Annotated in this window: 14 protein-coding genes and 2 tRNA genes; 5 read left to right on the top strand and 11 right to left on the bottom strand. The window is 61.3% G+C overall.

The window, feature by feature from the left end; genetic code table 11:
- Positions 1 to 44 precede the first annotated feature (44 nt).
- The 8 genes from nadA to purL all read right to left on the bottom strand — a co-directional run bounded on the left by nadA (position 45) and on the right by purL (position 10,254).
- On the bottom strand, positions 45 to 1,073 hold the full coding sequence (gene nadA, locus NH398_RS07250) for a quinolinate synthase NadA (protein ID WP_253017522.1): 1,029 nt from the start codon (positions 1,071 to 1,073) through the stop codon (positions 45 to 47).
- Positions 1,074 to 1,412: 339 nt separating this feature from the next.
- Positions 1,413 to 1,488, bottom strand: a tRNA-Lys gene (locus NH398_RS07245).
- 110 nt (positions 1,489 to 1,598) lie between these two features.
- A tRNA-Lys gene (locus NH398_RS07240) sits at positions 1,599 to 1,674 on the bottom strand.
- 118 nt (positions 1,675 to 1,792) lie between these two features.
- Positions 1,793 to 2,668 (bottom strand): 23S rRNA pseudouridine(2605) synthase RluB, encoded by an 876-nt coding sequence (gene rluB, locus NH398_RS07235; RefSeq protein ID WP_253017520.1) that lies wholly within the window; start codon positions 2,666 to 2,668, stop codon positions 1,793 to 1,795.
- Complete coding sequence (gene scpB, locus NH398_RS07230) at positions 2,655 to 3,455, bottom strand: SMC-Scp complex subunit ScpB (RefSeq protein WP_253017518.1); 801 nt, start codon at positions 3,453 to 3,455, stop codon at positions 2,655 to 2,657. Before scpB ends, rluB begins: the two co-directional genes overlap by 14 nt.
- Positions 3,452 to 4,423: a ScpA family protein gene (locus tag NH398_RS07225; RefSeq protein WP_253017516.1), complete on the bottom strand. Its 972-nt coding sequence runs from the start codon at positions 4,421 to 4,423 to the stop codon at positions 3,452 to 3,454. Before NH398_RS07225 ends, scpB begins: the two co-directional genes overlap by 4 nt.
- 66 nt (positions 4,424 to 4,489) lie before the next feature.
- Positions 4,490 to 6,298 (bottom strand): DEAD/DEAH box helicase, encoded by a 1,809-nt coding sequence (locus NH398_RS07220; protein WP_253017514.1) that lies wholly within the window; start codon positions 6,296 to 6,298, stop codon positions 4,490 to 4,492.
- A 29-nt stretch (positions 6,299 to 6,327) separates the two neighbouring features.
- Positions 6,328 to 10,254: a phosphoribosylformylglycinamidine synthase gene (gene purL / locus NH398_RS07215; protein ID WP_253017512.1), complete on the bottom strand. Its 3,927-nt coding sequence runs from the start codon at positions 10,252 to 10,254 to the stop codon at positions 6,328 to 6,330.
- 165 nt (positions 10,255 to 10,419) lie between these two features.
- Here purL and mltF point away from each other — a divergent pair, with 165 nt between their 5' ends.
- Positions 10,420 to 11,886: a membrane-bound lytic murein transglycosylase MltF gene (gene mltF / locus NH398_RS07210; protein WP_253017510.1), complete on the top strand. Its 1,467-nt coding sequence runs from the start codon at positions 10,420 to 10,422 to the stop codon at positions 11,884 to 11,886.
- Positions 11,887 to 11,891: 5 nt separating this feature from the next.
- Here the strand turns inward: mltF and tadA are convergent, their stop codons facing one another.
- On the bottom strand, positions 11,892 to 12,344 hold the full coding sequence (gene tadA / locus NH398_RS07205; RefSeq protein ID WP_366070376.1) for a tRNA adenosine(34) deaminase TadA: 453 nt from the start codon (positions 12,342 to 12,344) through the stop codon (positions 11,892 to 11,894).
- Between the two features lie 111 nt (positions 12,345 to 12,455).
- Between tadA and NH398_RS07200 the strand changes: the two genes are divergently transcribed.
- The gene (locus NH398_RS07200; protein ID WP_253017506.1) at positions 12,456 to 13,277 is read left to right on the top strand and encodes an acyl-CoA thioesterase II; all 822 of its coding nucleotides are present in this window, start codon (positions 12,456 to 12,458) and stop codon (positions 13,275 to 13,277) included.
- Positions 13,278 to 13,504: 227 nt separating this feature from the next.
- On the opposite strand, the gene NH398_RS07195 is transcribed toward NH398_RS07200, so the two are convergent.
- Both NH398_RS07195 and rpmE read right to left on the bottom strand, forming a co-directional pair.
- Positions 13,505 to 14,776 (bottom strand): malic enzyme-like NAD(P)-binding protein, encoded by a 1,272-nt coding sequence (locus tag NH398_RS07195; RefSeq protein ID WP_253017504.1) that lies wholly within the window; start codon positions 14,774 to 14,776, stop codon positions 13,505 to 13,507.
- Between the two features lie 468 nt (positions 14,777 to 15,244).
- The gene (gene rpmE, locus NH398_RS07190) at positions 15,245 to 15,460 is read right to left on the bottom strand and encodes a 50S ribosomal protein L31 (protein WP_044630499.1); all 216 of its coding nucleotides are present in this window, start codon (positions 15,458 to 15,460) and stop codon (positions 15,245 to 15,247) included.
- A 19-nt stretch (positions 15,461 to 15,479) separates the two neighbouring features.
- Here rpmE and NH398_RS07185 point away from each other — a divergent pair, with 19 nt between their 5' ends.
- The 3 genes from NH398_RS07185 (at position 15,480) to NH398_RS07175 (ending at position 20,455) form a co-directional block, all read left to right on the top strand.
- A complete protein-coding gene (locus tag NH398_RS07185; protein WP_253017502.1) occupies positions 15,480 to 17,861 on the top strand; it encodes a primosomal protein N' in 2,382 nt (793 codons plus the stop codon).
- A gap of 140 nt (positions 17,862 to 18,001) precedes the next feature.
- Complete coding sequence (gene argS / locus NH398_RS07180; RefSeq protein ID WP_253017500.1) at positions 18,002 to 19,687, top strand: arginine--tRNA ligase; 1,686 nt, start codon at positions 18,002 to 18,004, stop codon at positions 19,685 to 19,687.
- A 3-nt stretch (positions 19,688 to 19,690) separates the two neighbouring features.
- Positions 19,691 to 20,455 carry an SPOR domain-containing protein gene (locus NH398_RS07175; protein WP_253017498.1) on the top strand — a complete coding sequence of 255 codons (765 nt, stop codon included), beginning with the start codon at positions 19,691 to 19,693 and terminating at the stop codon, positions 20,453 to 20,455.
- Positions 20,456 to 20,548 lie beyond the last annotated feature (93 nt).

The following is a 20,548-nucleotide window of genomic DNA, read 5'->3' as shown; positions in this document are numbered from 1 at the left end:
TGCGTTCGGGCTTTTGGCTAACATCAGAGACGTTGTGCTGATGTCTAAGCGTTAAAGTTCAGCATGCGTTCGAGGGGTTTGAGCGCCTGCTGACGCAGCGCGTCGTCGACGAAAATTTCGCCGCTGCCTTCACGCAGCGCCCCTGCCAAATTATCCAGCGCGTTCATCGCCATCCACGGGCAGTGGGCACAGCTACGGCACGTCGCACCGTTACCGGCGGTGGGCGCTTCAAAGAGCGTTTTCTCAGGCACCGCTTGCTGCATCTTGAAAAAGATCCCACGATCAGTCGCCACGATCAGCTTGTCGTTGGGTAGCGTTTTCGCCGCTTTGATGAGTTGCGAGGTGGAGCCCGCCACATCGGCCAGCGTCACGACGGCTTCCGGCGACTCCGGGTGGACAAGCACGGCGGCATCCGGATATAGACGCTTCAAGTCTTGAATGCCTTTCGCCTTGAACTCCTCGTGCACGATGCAGGCACCGTCCCACATCAGCATATCGGCCCCGGTTTTCTTCTGAATATAGCTACCCAGGTGTTTGTCCGGCGCCCAGAGGATCTTTTCGCCCTTCGCCTGCAAATGCTCGATGACCTCCACGGCGATCGAAGAGGTCACGACCCAATCGGCACGCGCTTTTACTGCCGCCGAGGTATTGGCATACACCACCACCGTACGATCAGGATGGGCATCGCAGAACGCGCTGAACTCATCGATAGGGCAACCGACATCCAAGGAGCAGGTCGCTTCGAGCGTTGGCATCAACACGCGCTTTTCGGGGGAGAGGATCTTGGCCGTTTCGCCCATGAAACGCACGCCAGCAACCACCAGCGTAGTGGCCTCATGGCGAGCGCCAAAGCGGGCCATTTCCAGAGAGTCAGCCACACACCCGCCAGTCTCTTCGGCTAGCTGCTGAATGGCATCGTCGGTGTAGTAATGCGCTACCAAAACGGCGTTGTTCGCCTTGAGCAGCTGCTTGATCTCAGCCACTCGCGCTTCGTCTTCCGCCGGGATGCGGGTAGGGCAGTACGGGCTTGGCAGCGGAGCGTCTAACTCCACTTGAGAAGTCATCATAGTCATCGTGTCTACCACTGTGACGAACAGGGAATCCCCCTGTTAAACACCAGTCACGGCGTATGCGCTCCGCATGCGCCGCACTCGGGGCAACGGCCGCTGCGTCTCTCGCGGTGGCGCGTCACCAATCTGACTCTTGGGAGCCAGGGCTGCCGTGACAGCTCGGCAGCTATACGATCAATCGATTAGACGTACATTCATCCTGTTTCACGATGCCATCACGTCGTTGTCATGGCATTGTGGTGGACAATGATTGTTCGCTGCAAGCGCAAAGTCACGCTGCGGCGCGTCAAAACGCCCATAGCAAAACGCCCCTGGCAGCAAGCTACCAAGGGCGTCGAAATTTGGTGGGTCGTGTAGGATTCGAACCTACGACCAATTGATTAAAAGTCAACTGCTCTACCAACTGAGCTAACGACCCAAATTTTGCTGCGTTACTACGGATGGCGCCAACATTCACGAATCCCGCAATGGCTGGCATCAAAACAAGGCATTAAGAAGATAACGGCTTGATGCATTGTTTGGTTCGGATGGTGGGTCGTGTAGGATTCGAACCTACGACCAATTGATTAAAAGTCAACTGCTCTACCAACTGAGCTAACGACCCGTCCGAACGGATGCATATAGTACGGATACGGCTTGTGAATAGCAAGCCCTTTTTTATCTTTCGTCTATATTCCGTCCTCTGCGGCGTCGACAACGCCTACACCGCAGAGGTCACTTGCTTAGCCGCGCTTGGGTTTCGGCTTACGCATCGCCTGCACCGGACGGCGCTTGTGCTTGTCACGGCTCCAGCGGTTCTTCTCGTCTGGCGTCAGCTCAGGCACTTTCCGGGTTTCAAGATTGGCCAGCGTCGCCAAGTCATCCACCTCATCCTGAGAGAGTTCGACCCACTCACCAGCTTTCGCGCGCTTGTCGAGGAAGATGTTGCCGTAGCGAACGCGCTTCAGGCGGCTAACGGTAAGCCCCTGGAATTCCCACAGGCGGCGAACCTCACGGTTGCGGCCCTCCAGAATCACCACGTGGAACCAGGTGTTGATGCCTTCGCCACCAAACTCCTGCACGTCGGTGAAGCGCGCCGGGCCATCTTCCAGCATCACACCGTCGACCATAGCGACGATATGCTCACGCTTGACGTCGCCCATGACCCGCACCGCGTACTCACGCTCTACTTGAGTCGAGGGGTGCATCAAGCGGTTGGCCAGTTCACCGTCGGTGGTGAACAGCAGCAAACCGCTGGTGTTGATGTCCAAGCGGCCAATCGCAATCCAGCGCTCGCCTTTCAGGCGCGGTAGGCGCTCAAAGACCGTGCGACGGCCTTCCGGATCTTTGCGGGTGCACAGCTCGCCTTCCGGCTTGTTGTACATAATGACCCGGCGCGGCACTTCCTCTTCCGGGCGCAGCGTTACAGGGCGGTCATCGAAGCTGACCTTATCCCGCGCTTCCACCCGATCGCCCAGTTTGGCGACCTGGCTATTCACCTTCACCCGGCCATCGGCAATGGCGGTTTCCATTTCACGGCGGGAGCCAAGGCCCGCACGGGCGAGGACTTTCTGCAGCTTTTCGCTGGTGGGCGGCGTGGTGTTATTACTCTGACTCATGGTCGTCTGACCTCACATCGTTGGTCTGCGTGCCAGCGTCCTCATGTTGACGCTTCGCACGTGCCGCTAGCCGAGCCTCTAAATCGGCAAAACTGAGCGGCTGGGTTAACGCCGTCTCGGCGTGGTGATCGGCACTCTCTGCCGACGTATTCTCATCTTGCTGGGGTGGCGCATCCTGCACGCTTTGCACCGTTTCGTCCAGTGCTGGCAGTGGGTTTTGTTCGCCCGATTCCTCTTCGACGGAGTGCGCTTCGTGATCGTCGCCGCTGACCAGCGTATGCATGGGCGGCAGCGCATCCAAGGTTTTCAGCCCGAAGTCATCCAAAAAGCTGCGCGTGGTGGCATAGACCGCCGGGCGACCCGGCACGTCTCGGTGGCCTACCACGCGTATCCAGCCGCGCTCCATCAGAGTGCGAATGATCGAACTGCTGACGCTCACACCGCGCACATCTTCGATATCACCCCGAGTCACCGGTTGACGGTAGGCAATGAGCGCCAGCGTTTCCAAAAGTGCTCGAGAGTAGCGCTGGGGGCGCTCGTCCCACAGCCGCGAGACCCAGTGGGCCAAACGCGGGCGAATGCGTAGCTGAAAGCCCGAGGCGGTTTCGACCAGTTCGAGCGCGCCATTATCGTGGCGCAGCGCCAGCCGCGACAACGCCTCCCTCAGCGCTTTGCGGGTAGGGCACTCCTCTTCTAAAAAGAGCGTTTCCAGGCGCTCGACCGGCAGCGGCTCCCCCGCCGCTAGCAGCGCCGCTTCAATAATATCGTCTAACGTGGTGTCTCTCACCGCGACTCCTCGTCAGGTTCAAACGCAGGCTCTTCGAATGCCGAGGCGGCATCGCCCTGCTCCTCTCCCAAACGCTCGAAAGCGTCCTCTTCCCCATCGGCCAGCGCCGCTTGGCGGGCGCGCACGTGAATGGGCGACAGCGGTGCGTTTTGAACGATCTCAATCATGGCCTCTTTGGCCAGCTCTAAAATAGCCATAAAGGTTACCACCACCCCGGCACGCCCCTCTTCAAGGGTAAACAGCGCTTCAAAAGGGGTGTAGCGACCGCTCGCGCCATCCTGGCTGAGTTGCTCCATGATTTTCAGCATCCGCTCGCGGGTAGAAAGCACTTCCCGGCTGATCTGGTGGGCCTGGGCCAGCTCGGCGCGCTTGAGAATATCGGACAGCGCCCCCAGCAGCTCATCGAGCGCCACATCGGGATGGATCACCCGCGTTTCCAACGGCGGCAAGCCCGCCTGTACGCTGAACCAGTCCCGGCCGACGCGGGGCAGCGTATCCAGCGCCTCGGCGGCCTCTTTCAGGCGCTCGTACTCCTGCAGACGGCGAATCAGCTCGGCGCGGGGATCCTCTTCCTCCTCCCCCTCCGCTTTCGGCGGGCGCGGCAACAGCGTCCGGGATTTAATCTCCGCCAGCATGGCAGCCATCAGCAGATACTCGCCCGCCAGCTCGATCTCCATGGCTTTCATCAGCTCCACGTACTCAATGTACTGGTGGGTGATGGTGGCCACGTTGATGGTCAGAATATCCAGGTTCTGCCGCCGAATTAAATAAAGCAACAGATCCAGCGGCCCTTCGAAGGCTTCCAGAAAGACCCGCAGCGCCTCGGGTGGAATATAGAGATCTTCCGGCAGCTGCGTGATGGGCTCATCAAACAGACGCCCAAGCGCCTCCACCACCGGCTCGGCAGTAGATTCCGCCACGTCTTGGTCTTGGTCTTGGTCTGGCGCTGCGCTTGGCGTCTCGCTCACGCGGGTCGAATCCTTCGTTGATGAGTGGGAAAACAGCAGTGTAACAGCGCGCTGTCAGCGCGGCATCTAGCCAGCATCGGCAGCTTTCCGATAGCGCCCTTGATAATCGAACAGCTTATCGCGGATTTGAAAGTGTCGGCCTACCTTTCGCCCCACCACAAAATCCGGGTGGCGCAATCGGCGCTGCTCGTTGACAACCTCATCAGGCGTCGTCGGTTGCCATTGACCGCCTGGCGCACGCAGATGGGTACGCAAAAATACGGCATAAAACGCGCGGCGCTGGGCCGGGGTTTCTAAAGCAAACCATTCGCTCAGGCTGTCGCCATCTTCATCGTGGTAGGTGGCTTTTAGGCGCGGCAGCCCACGACCATTGGTGGTCGCCTCTAACTGCATGCCGCTGACGCGCAGCACCTTGGCATCTTTTAGCTTCAGCGCATCCTTGAGCTTGTCGTCAGCGTCCACGAGCAGCTTCTCGCAGCCATGACAGCGACGGGCGGCAATATCGTTCTCAGCGCCGCACTCGTCGCATACTTTGAAGCGAAAGCGAAACTCGCACTGGCGGCGGCGCCCTGTGTCATCCTCAATCAGCCCCTGGCAGCGGCGGCCGAAGTGTTCGATCACCAGCTCGCCGTCGCGCTTGCCCCAAAACAGGTTCGCGTGACCGCAGTCCGGGCAGGGCACCTGCACCGGTTCGCTATCGCTATCCGGCTTGGGTTCGCCTACTTCCGGGGCGTAGAGATCCCACGGGTTGCCCGCATAGTCGAGAATCAAGCACTCCTCTTTACCCGGCGAGAGGCGCAGCCCGCGCCCCACGATCTGCTGATACAGGCTGACCGACTCAGTGGGCCGCAGAATCGCGATCAGATCGACGTGGGGGGCATCGAAGCCGGTGGTCAGCACCGCCACGTTGACCAAATACTTCAGTTGGCGCGCTTTGAACGCATCGATCAGCGCGGTACGCTCGGCCGAGGCGGTCGCACTGGTAATCAGCGCGGCCTGCTCGGCGGGCAGATAGCCCATGATCTCTTCGGCGTGGGCCACCGTCGCGGCGAAAATCATCACCCCCTGGCGGTCGGCAGCGTACTCCACCACCTGGGCAATGATGCCCGGTGTCGCCCGGTTGCCCGCCACCACCCGGTTGAGTTCCTCCTCCCGAAACAGCCCGCTGGACGAGGGCGCCAGCGCCGAGAAGTCGTACCCCTCGATGGCCATATCCAGCCGCTTGGGCGCGGCCAAAAAGCCCTGTTTGACCATCAGACGCAGCGGCTGCTCGAACACGCAGTCGGCAAAAAAGCTCTCTTCTGAACCACGCACCATCCCGTGATGGTGGCGGTGGTAGATAAAGCCCTGCCCCAAACGAAACGGCGTGGCGGTAAGGCCGAGGATTTTTAGCTGCGGGTTCTGGCTCCGTAGATGCTCGATCACCTGCCGATAGCTGGAGTCCTCCTCCAGCGATACCCGATGGCACTCGTCGATTACCAGCAGAGTAAAGCTGGCGTCGTTGAATTGCTCCATGTTACGCACCACCGACTGCACCGAGCCAAACACCACTTGGCGACTGGCCTCTTTGCGCTTTAACCCAGCGCTGAAGATATCCGCCTCCAAGCCGTACGCTTGGTACTTGGCGTGGTTCTGCTCCACCAGCTCGCGCACGTGGGCCAACACCAGCACCCGCCCACGGGCGAGTCTCGCCAGTTCAGCGATCACCAGCGACTTGCCGCTGCCCGTCGGCAGCACCACCACGGCGGGGGCGCTGGTGGCGCGAAAGTGGCTGACTACCCGCTTGACCGCCTCGGCTTGGTAGGGGCGCAGCGAAGGCGCTGCCCCGTTAGCCAAGAAAGGCGGCCCGGAGGCCGCCTTATCAGGATGTGTCATCCATCACCTTTCAGGTTGATCACATGACATTAGCCCAGCCACACCCGCGCATTGCGGAACAGGCGCAGCCACGCACCATCCTCGGTCCACTCCGCCGGACGCCAGGAGTTAGTGACCGCGCGGGTCACCCGCTCGGGGTGCGGCATCATGATCGTGACGCGACCATCCGGCGTGGTCAGGCCGGTAATGCCCGACGGCGAGCCGTTGGGGTTGGCCGGGTAGCGCGTAGTGACCTGACCGTAGTTGTCGATGTAGCGCAGGGCAATTTGGCTGCTCGACTGCATGCTACGCAGGTGCGCCGTGTCGCGGAACTCGGCGCGGCCCTCCCCGTGAGCAACGGCGATAGGCAGCTTGGAGCCTTCCATGCCCGCCAGCAGAATCGAAGGGCTCTTCTCTACCCGCACCATCGACACCCGGGCTTCGAACTGTTCGGACTCATTGCGCACGAAAGCCGGCCAGTTTTCCGCACCGGGAATCAGCGTTTTGAGCTGCGAGAGCATCTGGCAGCCGTTACACACGCCCAGCGAGAAGCTATCGTCACGGGTGAAGAAGGTTTCGAACTGCTCGCGGGCGCGCTCGTTGAATAGCACTGACTTGGCCCAGCCGCCGCCTGCACCCAGCACGTCGCCGTAGGAGAAACCGCCACAGGCCACCAAACCTTTGAACTCCTCCAGCGAGACACGGCCTTCGAGGATGTCGCTCATATGCACATCCACCGCATCGAAACCCGCTTTGTGGAAGGCCCAGGCCATCTCTACCTGACCATTGACGCCCTGTTCACGCAGCACGGCCACCGCGGGCTTGGCGGTGTTGATAAAGGGCGCGCTGATATCGTCGTTGATATCGAAGGTCGGCGCGGCGCTGAGGCCCGGGTCGCGAACGTCGAGCAGGTTGTCGAACTCGTTCTTCGCACATTCCGGGTTATCCCGCAGCGCCTGCATGCGGTAGCTGGTTTCGGCCCAGGTGCGCTGGGTTAGCTGGCGGGTGGTCTCCAGTAGCGGCTCTTCGAACAGCGTGACACGCACTTGGTCGTCGTAACGCGGGCGGGCAATCACGCCACAGGTTTCGATACCCGCCATGGCGAACTGGGTCAGCACCTCTTCGGTGTGCTGGCGATTGACCTGAATCACCGCGCCCAGCTCTTCGGAGAACAGGGCGTTGAAGGCTTCTACCGGCTCATCGATCAGCCAGTCGAGCTTGATTTCGAGACCGGCGTGCGCGGCAAAAGCCATCTCCAGCAGCGTCACAAGCAGGCCGCCGTCGCTGCGGTCGTGATAAGCCAGCAGCTTGCCGTCGCGGTTCAGGCCTTGGATCACTTCGAAAAACGCTTTCAGATCTTCCGGGTCGTCCACATCCGGGCACGCGTCGCCCACCTGACCATACACCTGCGCCAGCGCCGAGCCGCCCAGACGGTTCTGGCCGTTCCCCAGGTCGATCAAAATCAGGTCGGACTCGTCCTGCTCCAAGTTGATCTGCGGCGTCAGCGTCGCCAGCGCGTCGGTCACCGGTGCAAAGCCGGTCACCACCAGCGACAGCGGCGAGGTAATGCTCTTCTCTTCGGCGTCATCGCCCTCTTGCCACGCGGTGCGCATGGACATGGAGTCCTTGCCCACCGGCACGGCAATACCCAGCGCCGGGCAAAGCTCCATACCGACGGCATGAACGGCGTCGTACAGCGCTTGGTTTTCACCGGGGTGATCAGCAGCGCTCATCCAGTTAGCAGAGAGCTTGATATCCGACAGCTTGGCAATCGGCGCAGCCGCGAGGTTGGTAATGGCTTCTGCCACCGCTAAGCGCGCGCTGGCCGCAGGGTTGATCAGCGCCACCGGCGGGCGCTCGCCCATGGCCATGGCTTCACCGGCGTGGGTGTCGAAGCTCGCGGTGGTCACCGCGACGTCGGCCACCGGCACTTGCCAGGGGCCTACCATCTGATCACGGGCAACTTGGCCAGTGATGGAACGGTCGCCGATGGTGATCAGGAAGCTTTTCGAGGCCACCGTGGGCAGGCGCAGCACCCGGTCCATTGCTTCGCGCAGGTCCAGGTTATCCAGCATGACGCCAGAGAGCTCGGGCGTTTGGCGCTCAAACGAACGGGTCATCTTCGGCGGCTTGCCAAACAGCACGCTCATGGGCAGATCGACGGGCTTGGTTTCGAAATGGCCGTCGCGCACTTCCAGGTGGTGCTCCGCCTGGGCTTCGCCCACTACCGCGTAAGGGCAGCGCTCGCGCTTGCACAGCGCGTCGAAGGTATCCAAGTCTTCGGGGGCCACTGCCAGTACGTAGCGCTCCTGGGCTTCGTTACACCAGATTTCCAGCGGGCTCATGCCCGGCTCGGCATTGGGCACCGCGCGCAGGTCAAACAGACCGCCACGGTTGCCGTCTTTGACCAGCTCCGGCAAGGCGTTAGACAGCCCGCCCGCACCGACATCGTGGATAAAGCGAATCGGGTTGTTGTCGCCCAGCGCCCAGCAGCGGTCGATGACTTCTTGGACACGACGCTCGATTTCCGGGTTTTCCCGCTGCACGGAGGCGAAATCCAGATCCGCGCTGGACTCACCGGACGCCATGCTGGACGCCGCACCGCCGCCCAGGCCGATCAGCATCGCCGGGCCGCCCATGACGATCAGCTTACCGCCGACCGGAATCTCGCCTTTTTGCACGTGCTGAGCGCGAATGTTGCCATAACCGCCGGCAATCATGATCGGCTTGTGGTAGCCGCGACGCTCGATGCCGCCTTCGCTGAGCGCATCCTGCTCATAGGTGCGGAAGTAGCCGGTCAGGTTGGGGCGGCCAAACTCGTTGTTGAACGCGGCACCGCCAATCGGGCCGTCCAGCATGATATTGAGCGCGGACTGCATGCGCTCGGGCTTGCCGTAGTCGAAGGCTTCCCAGGGCTGAACAAATTCAGGAATGCGCAGGTTAGAGACGGTAAAGCCGGACAAACCTGCTTTTGGCTTGCCGCCGATGCCGGTCGCGCCTTCGTCTCGAATCTCACCGCCAGAGCCGGTGGCCGCACCGGGGAACGGCGCAATCGCCGTGGGGTGGTTGTGGGTCTCCACCTTCATCAGAATGTGGATCGGCTCTTGGTGGGCATCGTAGCGGGCGCGCTCGCCCTCGGCACCGGTGAGCGGCGTGGGGAAGAAGCGTCCGCCGTGGCTGCCTTTGATCACCGCCGCGTTATCGCTGTACGCAGAGAGCACGTTATCCGGTGACGTGGCGAAGGTGTTCTTGATCATCTTAAACAGCGAGTGGCTCTGGGCCTCGCCGTCGATGACCCAATCTGCATTGAAGATTTTGTGGCGACAGTGCTCAGAGTTCGCCTGGGCGAACATCATCAGCTCCACATCGCTGGGGTTGCGGCCTAGCTCGATAAAGGCCTCGACGAGGTAGTCGACTTCATCATCCGCCAGCGCAAGGCCCAGCTCACGGTTCGCCGTCATCAGCGCGTCGCGGCCGCCTTCCAGAATGTCGACGCTGCCAAGGGGGGCAGGCGAGTGGTGGGCGAATAGCTTGCTCGCCTCGGCTACGTCGGCCAGCACGTTTTCGGTCATGCGGTCATGCAGCAGCGCGCTGATCGTTTCGAGCTGCTCAGCGCTGGGGGCGCCGCGTAGGCCTACGCGGTAATCGATACCCCGCTCGATGCGACTAATCTGGCTGAGCCCGCAGTTGTGGGCAATGTCGGTTGCTTTAGAGGACCACGGTGACTGAGTGCCCAGACGCGGCACGACCAGAAAGCGCTGCGCGTTATCGGGGGTTTCCTGGTGTTCGTGGCTGCCGTACGCCAGCAGTTGCGCCAACCGCGCCTGGGCGGCCTGATCGAGCTCTTCGTGGTGGTCGATGAAGTGGACGTAATGGGCAGACAGCGCCTCCACCTCCGGAACACGGTCACGCAACACCATTAACAGCCGTTCATGACGGAAGGCGGAAAGGGCGGGTGCGCCTCGCAGTTCGAGCATATCTGAGAGCCTCTAAAGCAGGGAGAGTTCGAGCAGGAAATCACCGGGCCGCTACGCGGCAATCCCACTATGATACTGGAAAGCGGCGTCCACACGAAATCAACAAGGTGACAGCGCCTGGCAGGCTGGGTATCGTGGCAGACTGTTCCATGTTGACCAGCCCTCATGCCGACATCGATTGCCCAACATTTTATCGCTCATTACCGGGCGTATTTCGCGATGATCGCGACACTTCTTCTGATTTTAGTGCCGCGCAGTGCGTCCATGACGAGCGGTGAACACCTTGCGCAAATTCAAGCGAAAGAGTTCATCACGATTCATACTCGCAACACCCCCACCACCTATTACGAAGGCCGCCAAGGGCCGACCGGCTTCGAGTATGAGCTGATGCACCGCTTTGCGGACTACCTAGGGGTCAGCCTCAACCTGAACGCGAGCCACCACCCGGAGAGCGTGCTTCCCGTCGTGCGCGAGCAGGGCGACTTAGGCGCTGCCGCCCTCCCCCTACTGGCAGACTCACCGGGCATTCACTACACCCGCTCCATCATTCAAATGCAGCCGCTGGTGGTGTATCGCCGCGGGCTCAACGGCATCGATGAACCGGCAGATCTCGTGGGCCTGGAGCTGGGCACGCTGAGTGAGGCGGGCACCAGCCAAGCGCTGCGCGCCCTTCAACGTGACTACCCCAACCTTAGCTGGAAAGAGTCTCACGAGCTTGAAGTGGCCGAACTATTGGCGCGAGTAGAAAACGGTATTTTGGATGCGGCGATCATTTTTGATCACCAGTTTCGTTTGAACCGGCTGTTTTTCCCAAACGTCGAACGCGGTTTTTTTCTAGGCGAGCCGCTCTCTCTGGCATGGGCCGTGCCTAGCGGCCGCGGGCTTGGATTATTAGAAGCCGCCAATCAATTTCTCCAGGAGCTACAAGAGAACGGCACCCTGCAACAGCTGGTGAGCCGCTACTTCGGCCATGACGACTATCTGGAGTACGTGGGCACCCGCACGTTCCTCGCCCATCTCGATGAGCGCCTGCCCAACTACACCGAGCTATTCAAGCAAGCGGCCCGCGATACCGGCTTTGATTGGAAGCTACTGGCCGCCGTCGGGTATCAAGAGTCGCACTGGGACCCGACCGCCGTCTCCCCCACCGGGGTTCGCGGCCTGATGATGCTGACCAACCCCACCGCCAGCGAGATGGGCGTGGCCGACCGCACCGACGCCGCACAGAGTATCGATGGCGGCGCGCGCTACCTGCGCAGCATTAAAGACCGACTTCCAGACAGCATTACCGGGGATGACCGACTCTACATGGCCATGGCAGCTTACAATGTCGGTCTTGGCCACCTTTACGATGCCCGTAAGATTGCCGAGATGCGTGGCGGCGATCCGGATCGCTGGCAGGACGTTCGCGCAGCGCTCCCGCTCTTACAGGAGCGTGAGTGGCATAGCCAAACCCGCCATGGCTATGCCCGTGGCGGCGAGCCGGTCATCTACGTGCGCAACATCCGGCGCTACTACGAGATGATCGAGTACGTGGAGCGCAGCCGACAGCAATTCTTTCAGCTAGAGCAGGCGCCCACCAGCGAAGAGCCGCTGCTGCTGTTCGATATCGTGCCCCCTATCGAGCCGTAATCTGGCTAGCGCTTCTCGGCAAAGAACTGCTTGAGCAACCGCTTGGCGGGCGTCGCCAGCACGCCGCCCGTCACTGCGATCTGATGGTTGAACCAGGGCTGGGCAAGCAGATTGGCCTTTGACTCCACCATGCCAGTGCGTGGCTCGGGCGCGCCGTATACCAAACGGGCAATGCGCGCATGCACCATGGTGCCTGCGCACATCATGCAGGGCTCTAGCGTCACAAACAGCGTGCAGGCCTCTAAACGGTAGTTGCCCAGCCGCTGCCCCGCCTCGCGTAGCGCGCGCACCTCGGCGTGGCCGCTGGGGTCGCAGCTTGCCAGCGGTGCATTGTGGCCAGCGCCGATGATCTCCCCCTGGGCATCCACCACCACCGCGCCCACCGGCACTTCCCCGGCGGCAAACGCTAGGTGCGCTTGGTCCATGGCGCGGTGCATGTAAAATTCATCGCTGCGTATCAAGGCAAACTCCGCTAAGGTAGCAAAACGATCGTTTTAATAGCGTGATGGCCGCACTGGGTGCGCTTTCAATCATCGGCGGGAAAACGGATAGCACCAAGGATACAGAGAATGAACGATGCGCTGAAGTCACTGGTCAGCTTGTTAGAGCTTGAAACCCTTGAAGAGACGCTCTTTCGCGGCCAAAGCCAAGATTTGGGCTTTCCTCAACTGTATGGCGGCCAAGTGTTGGGCCAGGCACTGGCCGCTGCGGCGCGCACGGTGCCGGATGAGCGCCGCCCGCACTCCCAGCACGGCTATTTTTTGCGCCCAGGCGACCCGCACCGCCCGGTGGTGTATCAGGTCGATACCATCCGCGATGGCGGCAGTTTTACCACCCGGCGGGTGACCGCTATTCAGAAAGGGCGACCGATTTTCTTCTGCAGCGCCTCTTTCCAAAGTGCTGAAGAGAGCATCAATCATCAGCGGGCCATGCCACAAGTGCCCACGCCGGAAGCGCTTATAGAGAGCGGCGATGCCAAACACGCGCGCTTCCCCGGCCACCCTATCGAGTTTTTGCACTTGAAGGATAACCCGGACAGAGCGTCACCGGCGGGGCAGTGTCTGTGGTTCCGCTTTGCCGGTGGGCCGCTACCGGACGACCCGGCGCTGCATCGTCACCTGCTCTCGTATGCATCGGATTTCAACCTGCTGACCACCGGCCTGATTCCACACGGCATCAAGTACACCGACCCGAAACTGCGCATCGCCAGTCTCGACCATGCCATTTGGCTGCACGAAGATACGCGGCTAGACGAGTGGCTGCTGTACGCCATCGACTCCCCCTGGACCGGCGGCGCACGGGGCTTGGCGAGGGGTCACATCTATCGCCGCGATGGGCGTTTGGTGGCCTCGACGGCGCAAGAGGGGTTGGTGCGCTATCCGCAGTCTTGAGCCTCTGCTTTGAACACCTCTAAAAACAGCAACGCCCGCAGTGTGCGGGCGTTGTAAAATACCGGTCAGCACAACCCTAGACGGGGGCGCTGTAAACCCGTCCTTGGGCGCTACTTTCGCCATCTGACCGCCATGGATGGTGGAAATGCCGAAATTGCAGGGAGCATTTTTCGGCCATGGCGAAAGACCCCCGTTACGGGCTGTCCTGACCTAAGTGGCCTTGTTAATTACCCACCATACACGTCATTAATGGTTTTCAGCGGGTAGTGAGCCGGGTACGGCTTGCGGGCCACACCAGAGTCGACCGCCGCTTGGGCCACTGCTGAGGAGACGCGTTCCAGCAGGCGGATATCCACCGGGGTGGGAATGATGTAATCACGCCCAAAGCTCATCTCGGTACGCTCGTAGGCGTTCAGCACTTCCTGAGGCACCGGCTCGCGGGCCAGGTCTTTCAGCGCGTGAACGGCGGCCAACTTCATGGCTTCGTTAATGCGCGTGGCGCGTACATCCAGCGCGCCGCGGAAGATGAACGGGAAGCCCAGCACGTTGTTCACCTGGTTCGGAAAGTCCGAACGGCCGGTGGCCATGATCACATCCGGGCGTGCTTCGCGGGCTACGTCCGGGTGAATTTCCGGGTCGGGGTTGGTGCAGGCGAAAATCACCGGGTCAGCGGCCATTTTCTTCACCTGCTCCGCAGAGAGCAGGCCCGGGCCAGAAAGGCCGATAAACACGTCTGCCCCGTCGATGGCATCGTCCAACGTGCGCATGTCGGTATCGCGGGCAAACTCCGCCTTGTACTCGTTGATACCGTCACGGTCAGTGTGAATCACGCCGCGACGATCCAGCATGACCAGGTTCTCTTTCTTGGCACCGCAGGAGATCAGCAGACGCATGCAGGCAATCGCCGCCGCGCCTGCGCCCATGCAGACGATTTTCACGTCTTCAATCCGCTTGCCCGCGATATCCAGCGCGTTGAGCATGCCCGCAGCGGTCACAATCGCCGTACCGTGCTGGTCATCGTGGAAGACGGGGATACTGCAGCGCTCGACCAAGGCTTTTTCGATCTCGAAACACTCGGGCGCTTTGATGTCTTCCAGGTTAATGCCGCCCCAGGTATCGGCAATGCGGGCAACGGTGTCGATAAACGCTTGCGGGCTTTCGGCGTCTACTTCGATATCAACGGAGTTAATGCCCGCAAAACACTTGAACAGCACGCCTTTGCCTTCCATGACCGGCTTGCTGGCCAGCGGGCCAAGATTGCCCAAGCCCAGAATCGCACTGCCGTCCGAAATGACCGCGACTAGATTACCTTTGCCGGTATAACGGTACGCATTTTCCGCTTCGCGAGCGATTTCGCGAACCGGCTCGGCAACGCCTGGGCTATACGCCAGTGCCAAGTCCCGAGCGGTAGCAGTGGGCTTGGTCAACTCCACGGAAAGCTTACCGGGGATCGGTTTAGCGTGATAATCCAAAGCTGCCTGCTTGTTTGCATCCGTCATGGTCAAGGTCTCATCAGCCTAAAGTAGAAAAGTCGTATCAGAATATAGAAAAACCCTAGGCGCCTCAAGCACGTAGTAAACTTACCTACGAAACGACCGTTTTAGCCACTTTCCCCTCCATTTCGAAACTTTTCTACGTTATTTGCTGCAACTTATGCTTCACGCTATCAGCTATAAAGGTTTCCTTATTGATGCAGTGCAGTATTTTTGGAAATAAATTCCAATAGAACAACAAGAGAGTTATCCACACCCACTGGGCGCAATCGCCCTGTGGAAAAGCTAACAAGAAACAAAGAGAGATTGCTTGGTCAGCGAGGAGAGATCGATGCGTCCGCTATTGGCAGCGGGAGAGAGCGGCCGACGAGGCTAACCAAAAGCGTAGCCTTTTAGGGACAAAAAGCCCACGCCGTGGCGTGGGCTTTTGCACAGAGCACGAGACGTGCCTGCGATAGGCTGAATCCGTTAGGATTAGCCGCGCTTGATAGCAGCGCCGAAACGCTTGTTGAAGCGCTCTACGCGGCCACCAGTGGTCGCTTGCTTCTGCTTACCGGTGTAGAACGGGTGGCAGTTGGAGCACACGTCCAGAGAGAAGTCCTGACCAGAGGTAGAACCGACCTGGAAGCTTGCACCGCAAGAACAGTTGGCGGTGACCGTGTTGTAATTCGGGTGGATACCTTGTTTCATCTTGAGCCTCATGAGCTATATGCCGCCACCTGATCCATTGCCAGGCACCGCATACGGGTTTGAAAAAACTGCTAACCGGTTAACCGCTCCATCCGATAGATTCAGAGCGGCCGCGCATTCTAGCAAACTAATCGCCGGAGGCCAATTGTCCGATCCTGTTTCTTCAACGCCCCCCACCCAGGGGCAGCCTCAAGGCGCTTTTCAGGTAGTGAAAGTGGCGCTGCCATCGCCGCTGCGCCGCCTGTTTGACTATCTACCGGCCCCGCGCGCGCCCGTCTGTGGCTGGCAGCCGGGGCTCCGGGTGCGTGTTCCGTTTGGCCGCCGAGAGGTGGTGGGCGTGGTGGTCTCCCTCGCCACCGGCAGCGAACTCCCCCGCGCGCAGCTACGCGCTATTAGCGAAGCGTTGGATGACGCCCCCCTGCCCAGCGACTGGCAGTGGCTGTGCCACTTTGCGGCGCGTTACTACCAGCACAGCCTGGGCGATACTCTGCAGCACGCCATGCCCGCTAGGCTGCGCCAGGGTCACCCGATGGCAGGGCGCACCCAAACCCTGTGGCTTCCGCTCCCCAACGATGAAACGGCCCTGGCGCGCGCGCCTAAACAGGCAGCGCTTTATGCGCTTCTTCGCCAGCACCCCCACGGACTTCCAGGCCGCGCCGTGAGCGCCCACGGCTTCACTCGGGACCAGCTATTAGCGCTGCAAAAGAAGGGCTTTACCGAGCCTCAAGAAATCACCCTGACTGCCGCTCAACCCACCGGCGGAAGCTTACTCGCCTCGCCGTCGCTGCCGCTCAACCGTGAACAGGCCGCTGCGCTCGCCGTGCTGCATGAAAAACTCGACGGCTACCACCCCTGTTTATTGGAAGGCGTGACCGGCAGCGGTAAGACCGAGATTTACCTACAGCTCATCGAAGCGCTCGCTGCCAAAGGAAAGCAGTCCCTGGTACTCGTGCCTGAAATCGGCCTTACACCGCAAACGCTCGCGCGGTTCAAAAGCCGCTTTCGCGTGCCGGTGGTGGCGCTACACTCCGGGCTTACCGACCCAGAGCGCTTGGATGTATGGGAAGCCGCCGCCAGCGGCCGCGCGCTGGTGATCATCGGCACCCGGTCGGCCATTTTCACCCCGCTGGCGAACCCCGGGGCGATCATCGTCGATGAAGAGCACGATGGCTCTTACAAACAGCACGACGGGCTGCGCTACCACGCTAGGGATTTAGCCGTTGCCAGGGCGCACTATCACGGCATTCCTCTATTACTGGGTAGTGCAACGCCCTCGTTTGAAAGCCTGCAGCAGGCGCTTACGGGTGCTTATCGTCACCTGCGGCTAACCCAGCGGCCCAGCCGTCACCCGCCCGCTAAGCTAGAGCTGATCGACCTGCGCCACCAGCGCCGCCAAGGGGGGCTGCTGCCGGGGGCCATCAAAGCCATCAAAAGCACCCTCGCGGCGGGCAAGCAGGCGCTCATTTTTATCAACCGGCGTGGCTTTGCGCCGAGCCTGGCTTGTCATAGCTGCGGCTGGATGGCCGAATGCGGCCAGTGCGATGCGCGCATGACGCTTCACCGCCAGCCACCGCTGCTGGCCTGCCACCACTGCGACAGCCGCCGTGCCCTGCCGGATGCCTGCCCAGACTGCGGCAGCGGCGACTTACGTGCGCTGGGTAGCGGCACGGAGCGCACCGAGGAGACGCTACAAGGGCTGTTCCCTGACACCACCGTTCACCGCATTGACCGCGACAGCACGCGCAAAAAAGAGAGCTTCGAGCAGGTGCTCAAAGAGATTCATCGCGGCGAACCCTGCCTGCTGGTGGGCACTCAAATGCTCGCCAAAGGCCACCACCTGCCCCACGTCACCTTGGTGGTGGTGGTCAACGCCGATGGCGGCCTCTACGCGGCGGACTTCCGCGCCCTGGAGCACAGCGCACAGCTCTTGGAGCAAGTGGCGGGGCGTGCGGGCCGCGCCGCCCACCCTGGCCGTGTGCTGGTGCAAACCCTCCACCCGGATGACCCACATCTAGGCCAGCTGGCCGAACATGGCTACGGCGCACTGGCCCGCAACCTGCTGGAAGAGCGCCGCATCGCCAAGCTGCCGCCGTTTTGCTTTATGGCGCTGCTACGCGTAGAAAGCCCACAGGAGCAGGCGGCGCTCGCGCTGGCTCAACACGCCGCCCAGGCGCTGCGCCAGTGGTTGAAGGACGCCCAGCTGCCCGTGCGCTGCCTGGGGCCCGTGCCCGCCCCCATGGAGCGTCGCCAAAACCGCTACCACATTCACGTCATGATCACTGCTGACAAACGTAGCCACCGCCACGCCGCCGCTAACTGGCTGGTGCAGTGGCTAGAAGCCAACCGCGAGGCGCGCAAAGTGCGCTGGTCGATGGATATCGACCCACAAACCCTGGCCTGACCGCCAGGGGACGCACAACGCTGGCGCGCCGAAGGGAATACGGCTTTGAAACTGCGCGCCAATTGCCGATAATGGCCGCTTTGCCGCTGCATTCTCTGGGCGACTGCACACGCCGCCACCGACGACATCCGGATATTTACATGAAAGATACGATTATTTCTCTGCTCGAAGGCGCGGTTGACGCGCTCAAGCACCAAGGCGTGCTGTCCAACGATTTAACGCCCGCCATCAAGGTGGATCCCACCAAAGACAAGGCCCATGGCGACTACGCCACCAACCTCGCACTGATGCTGGCCAAGCCCTCCGGCATGAAGCCCCGTGAGCTGGCCGATACCCTCGTCGCTGCCCTGCCCGCCAGCGACGCCATTCAAAAAACCGAGATTGCCGGCCCTGGGTTCATCAACTTCTTTGCTGCCGCCGACGCCGCCGCGCAAATCGTCGCCCAAGTACTGGATAGCGGCGATGCCTTCGGCCGCAGCCTAATCGGTAAGGGTGAAAAAGTGCAGGTGGAGTTCGTTTCCGCCAACCCCACCGGCCCGCTCCACGTTGGTCACGGCCGCGGCGCGGCGATTGGCGACTGTCTCTGCCGCCTGCTGGAAGCCACCGGCTACGACGTGACCCGCGAGTTCTACTACAACGACGCGGGCGCGCAGATCAAAAACCTGGCGCTCTCCGTTCAAGCCCGCGCCAAACACCTCGGCCCCGACGATGCTAGCTGGCCGGAGGATGGCTACCGCGGCGAATACATCATCGATGTCGCCAACGACTACATGGCAGGTAAAACCGTCACCGCTGATGATCGGGAAGTGACCGCCAAAGCCGATGCAGACGACCTAGACGCCATTCAGGCCTTCGCCGTGGCTTGGCTGCGCCGCGAGCAGGATCTAGACCTCAAAGCCTTTGGCGTTGAGTTTGACGTCTACTTCCTGGAGTCCTCGCTCTACGAGGATGGCAAGGTCGAGGCCACCGTCGAAAAACTGGTCGCCAATGGCCACACCTATGAAGAAGACGGCGCCATGTGGCTGCGCACCACCGACTTCGGTGATGACAAAGACCGTGTGATGCGCAAGCGCGAAGGGGGCTACACCTACTTCCTACCCGACGTGGCGTACCACCTCGACAAGTGGCAGCGCGGCTTCACCACCGTGATTAACGAGCAGGGCGCCGACCACCACTCCACCGTGACGCGGGTGCGGGCGGGGCTGCAAGCGCTGGAAGTGGGCATCCCGACAGGCTGGCCCGACTACGTGCTGCACCAGATGGTGATGGTCACCCGTTCAGGGGTCGAAGTGAAGCTCTCCAAGCGGGCAGGCAGCTACGTCACCGTGCGCGACCTGATCGACGAAGTAGGCCGTGACGCCACGCGCTTCTTCCTGGCGGCACGGCGCGCGGACTCTCAGTTGACCTTTGATATCGACCTCGCCCGGTCGCAGTCCAACGACAACCCGGTGTATTACATTCAGTATGCCCACGCGCGGGTGTGCAGCATGTTGCGCAAAGCCGAAGAGGCCGACCAACCCTTCGATCACAGCATCGCCACGGCCCACTTGGCACTGCTCGATAGCGATCAGGAGAAAGCGGTGCTGAACCGGTTGGCACGCTATCCGGAGGTGGTCGAACACGCCGCCAAGAACCGCGAGCCGCAGCAAGTCGCCCAGTACCTGCTGGACTTGGCCGGTGACTTCCACACCTGCTACAACGCGGTCAAAGTGATGGTCGATGACGACACCCTGCGCAATACTCGCTTGGCGCTGGGCTTGGCAGTGCGCCAAGTGCTGCGCAACGGCCTTGATCTGATGGGTGTCAGCGCCCCAGAGGAGATGTAATTCATGGCCAGCCCGCGTAATAAGCCTGCCCGCCGCGGAGCCACCACGCAGCGCAAATCGCCCCGCCGCTCCGGCGGCGGGCTGCGCATACCCGGCTGGCTATGGGGGATTGCCGGGGTGGCCGCTGGTTTCTTCCTCGCTCAGCACCAGCACGGCACGGCTCCCTGGCAGGAGCAAAGCGAGACACCCCAGGCCACGGTGTTGCCCAAGCCGGCCGGTAGTGACGAACGCAGCGCCGCGCGGCAAACCGAAACGCCTGCCGAACAGGCGATGCCCACCTTCGAGTTCTACACGCTGCTACCCGAAACCGAAGTCATCGCTCCGGGCGGGGCTGTGCCTTCCAACGTCACATCGCCCACCGTGGCAGCCAGTGACGAGGACACCGAGCCCGATACGGCCACGACGGACTCGTCAGAGAGTACAGCAAGCGCCACAGACAGCGCGACGGACGACCCCATTGCCCAGGTCATTGCCGCCAACACGCGCCCCAGTGATCAGGCAGCCGCCGTTCAGCAGGCACCGGCCAGTGCTTCGAACCGCTACATGCTGCAAGCAGCCTCGTTTCGCGAGCTGAGCGATGCCGAGCAGCTGCGCAGCCGCCTGCGCAACCTGAGCCTGCTGGCGCAGATCAGCGAGGTACAGGCCAACGGCGACACTTGGCACCGGGTTCAGGTCGGCCCTTACGACGACACCCGCGAGCTCAATCGCGCCCAGGATCTGATGAGTACCCAAGGCATCGAGCCACTGCTGATCCAGCTACAGAACTAATCCCCACGGCGTGACACGCCTGCCGCCACCTTTTATCGGATGGCTTTCGCTTGCGGGCGGTTGATTTTTTATCAGCCGCCCGCATTTTGTTGG

It is taken from the genome of Halomonas sp. CnH100-B, assembly GCF_024124605.1.
In the GTDB taxonomy this organism is placed as follows: domain Bacteria; phylum Pseudomonadota; class Gammaproteobacteria; order Pseudomonadales; family Halomonadaceae; genus Vreelandella.
This window is presented reverse-complemented; position numbering and strand designations above follow the sequence as displayed.

Coding starts and splice junctions, on each gene's coding strand:
- nadA (WP_253017522.1), bottom strand. CDS start 1,073: ATGACTATGATGACTTCTCAAGTGGAGTTAGACGCTCCGCTGCCAAGC.
- rluB (WP_253017520.1), bottom strand. CDS start 2,668: ATGAGTCAGAGTAATAACACCACGCCGCCCACCAGCGAAAAGCTGCAG.
- NH398_RS07220 (WP_253017514.1), bottom strand. CDS start 6,298: ATGACACATCCTGATAAGGCGGCCTCCGGGCCGCCTTTCTTGGCTAAC.
- purL (WP_253017512.1), bottom strand. CDS start 10,254: ATGCTCGAACTGCGAGGCGCACCCGCCCTTTCCGCCTTCCGTCATGAA.
- mltF (WP_253017510.1), top strand. CDS start 10,420: ATGCCGACATCGATTGCCCAACATTTTATCGCTCATTACCGGGCGTAT.
- NH398_RS07200 (WP_253017506.1), top strand. CDS start 12,456: ATGAACGATGCGCTGAAGTCACTGGTCAGCTTGTTAGAGCTTGAAACC.
- NH398_RS07195 (WP_253017504.1), bottom strand. CDS start 14,776: ATGACGGATGCAAACAAGCAGGCAGCTTTGGATTATCACGCTAAACCG.
- rpmE (WP_044630499.1), bottom strand. CDS start 15,460: ATGAAACAAGGTATCCACCCGAATTACAACACGGTCACCGCCAACTGT.
- NH398_RS07185 (WP_253017502.1), top strand. CDS start 15,480: ATGCCGCCACCTGATCCATTGCCAGGCACCGCATACGGGTTTGAAAAA.
- argS (WP_253017500.1), top strand. CDS start 18,002: ATGAAAGATACGATTATTTCTCTGCTCGAAGGCGCGGTTGACGCGCTC.
- NH398_RS07175 (WP_253017498.1), top strand. CDS start 19,691: ATGGCCAGCCCGCGTAATAAGCCTGCCCGCCGCGGAGCCACCACGCAG.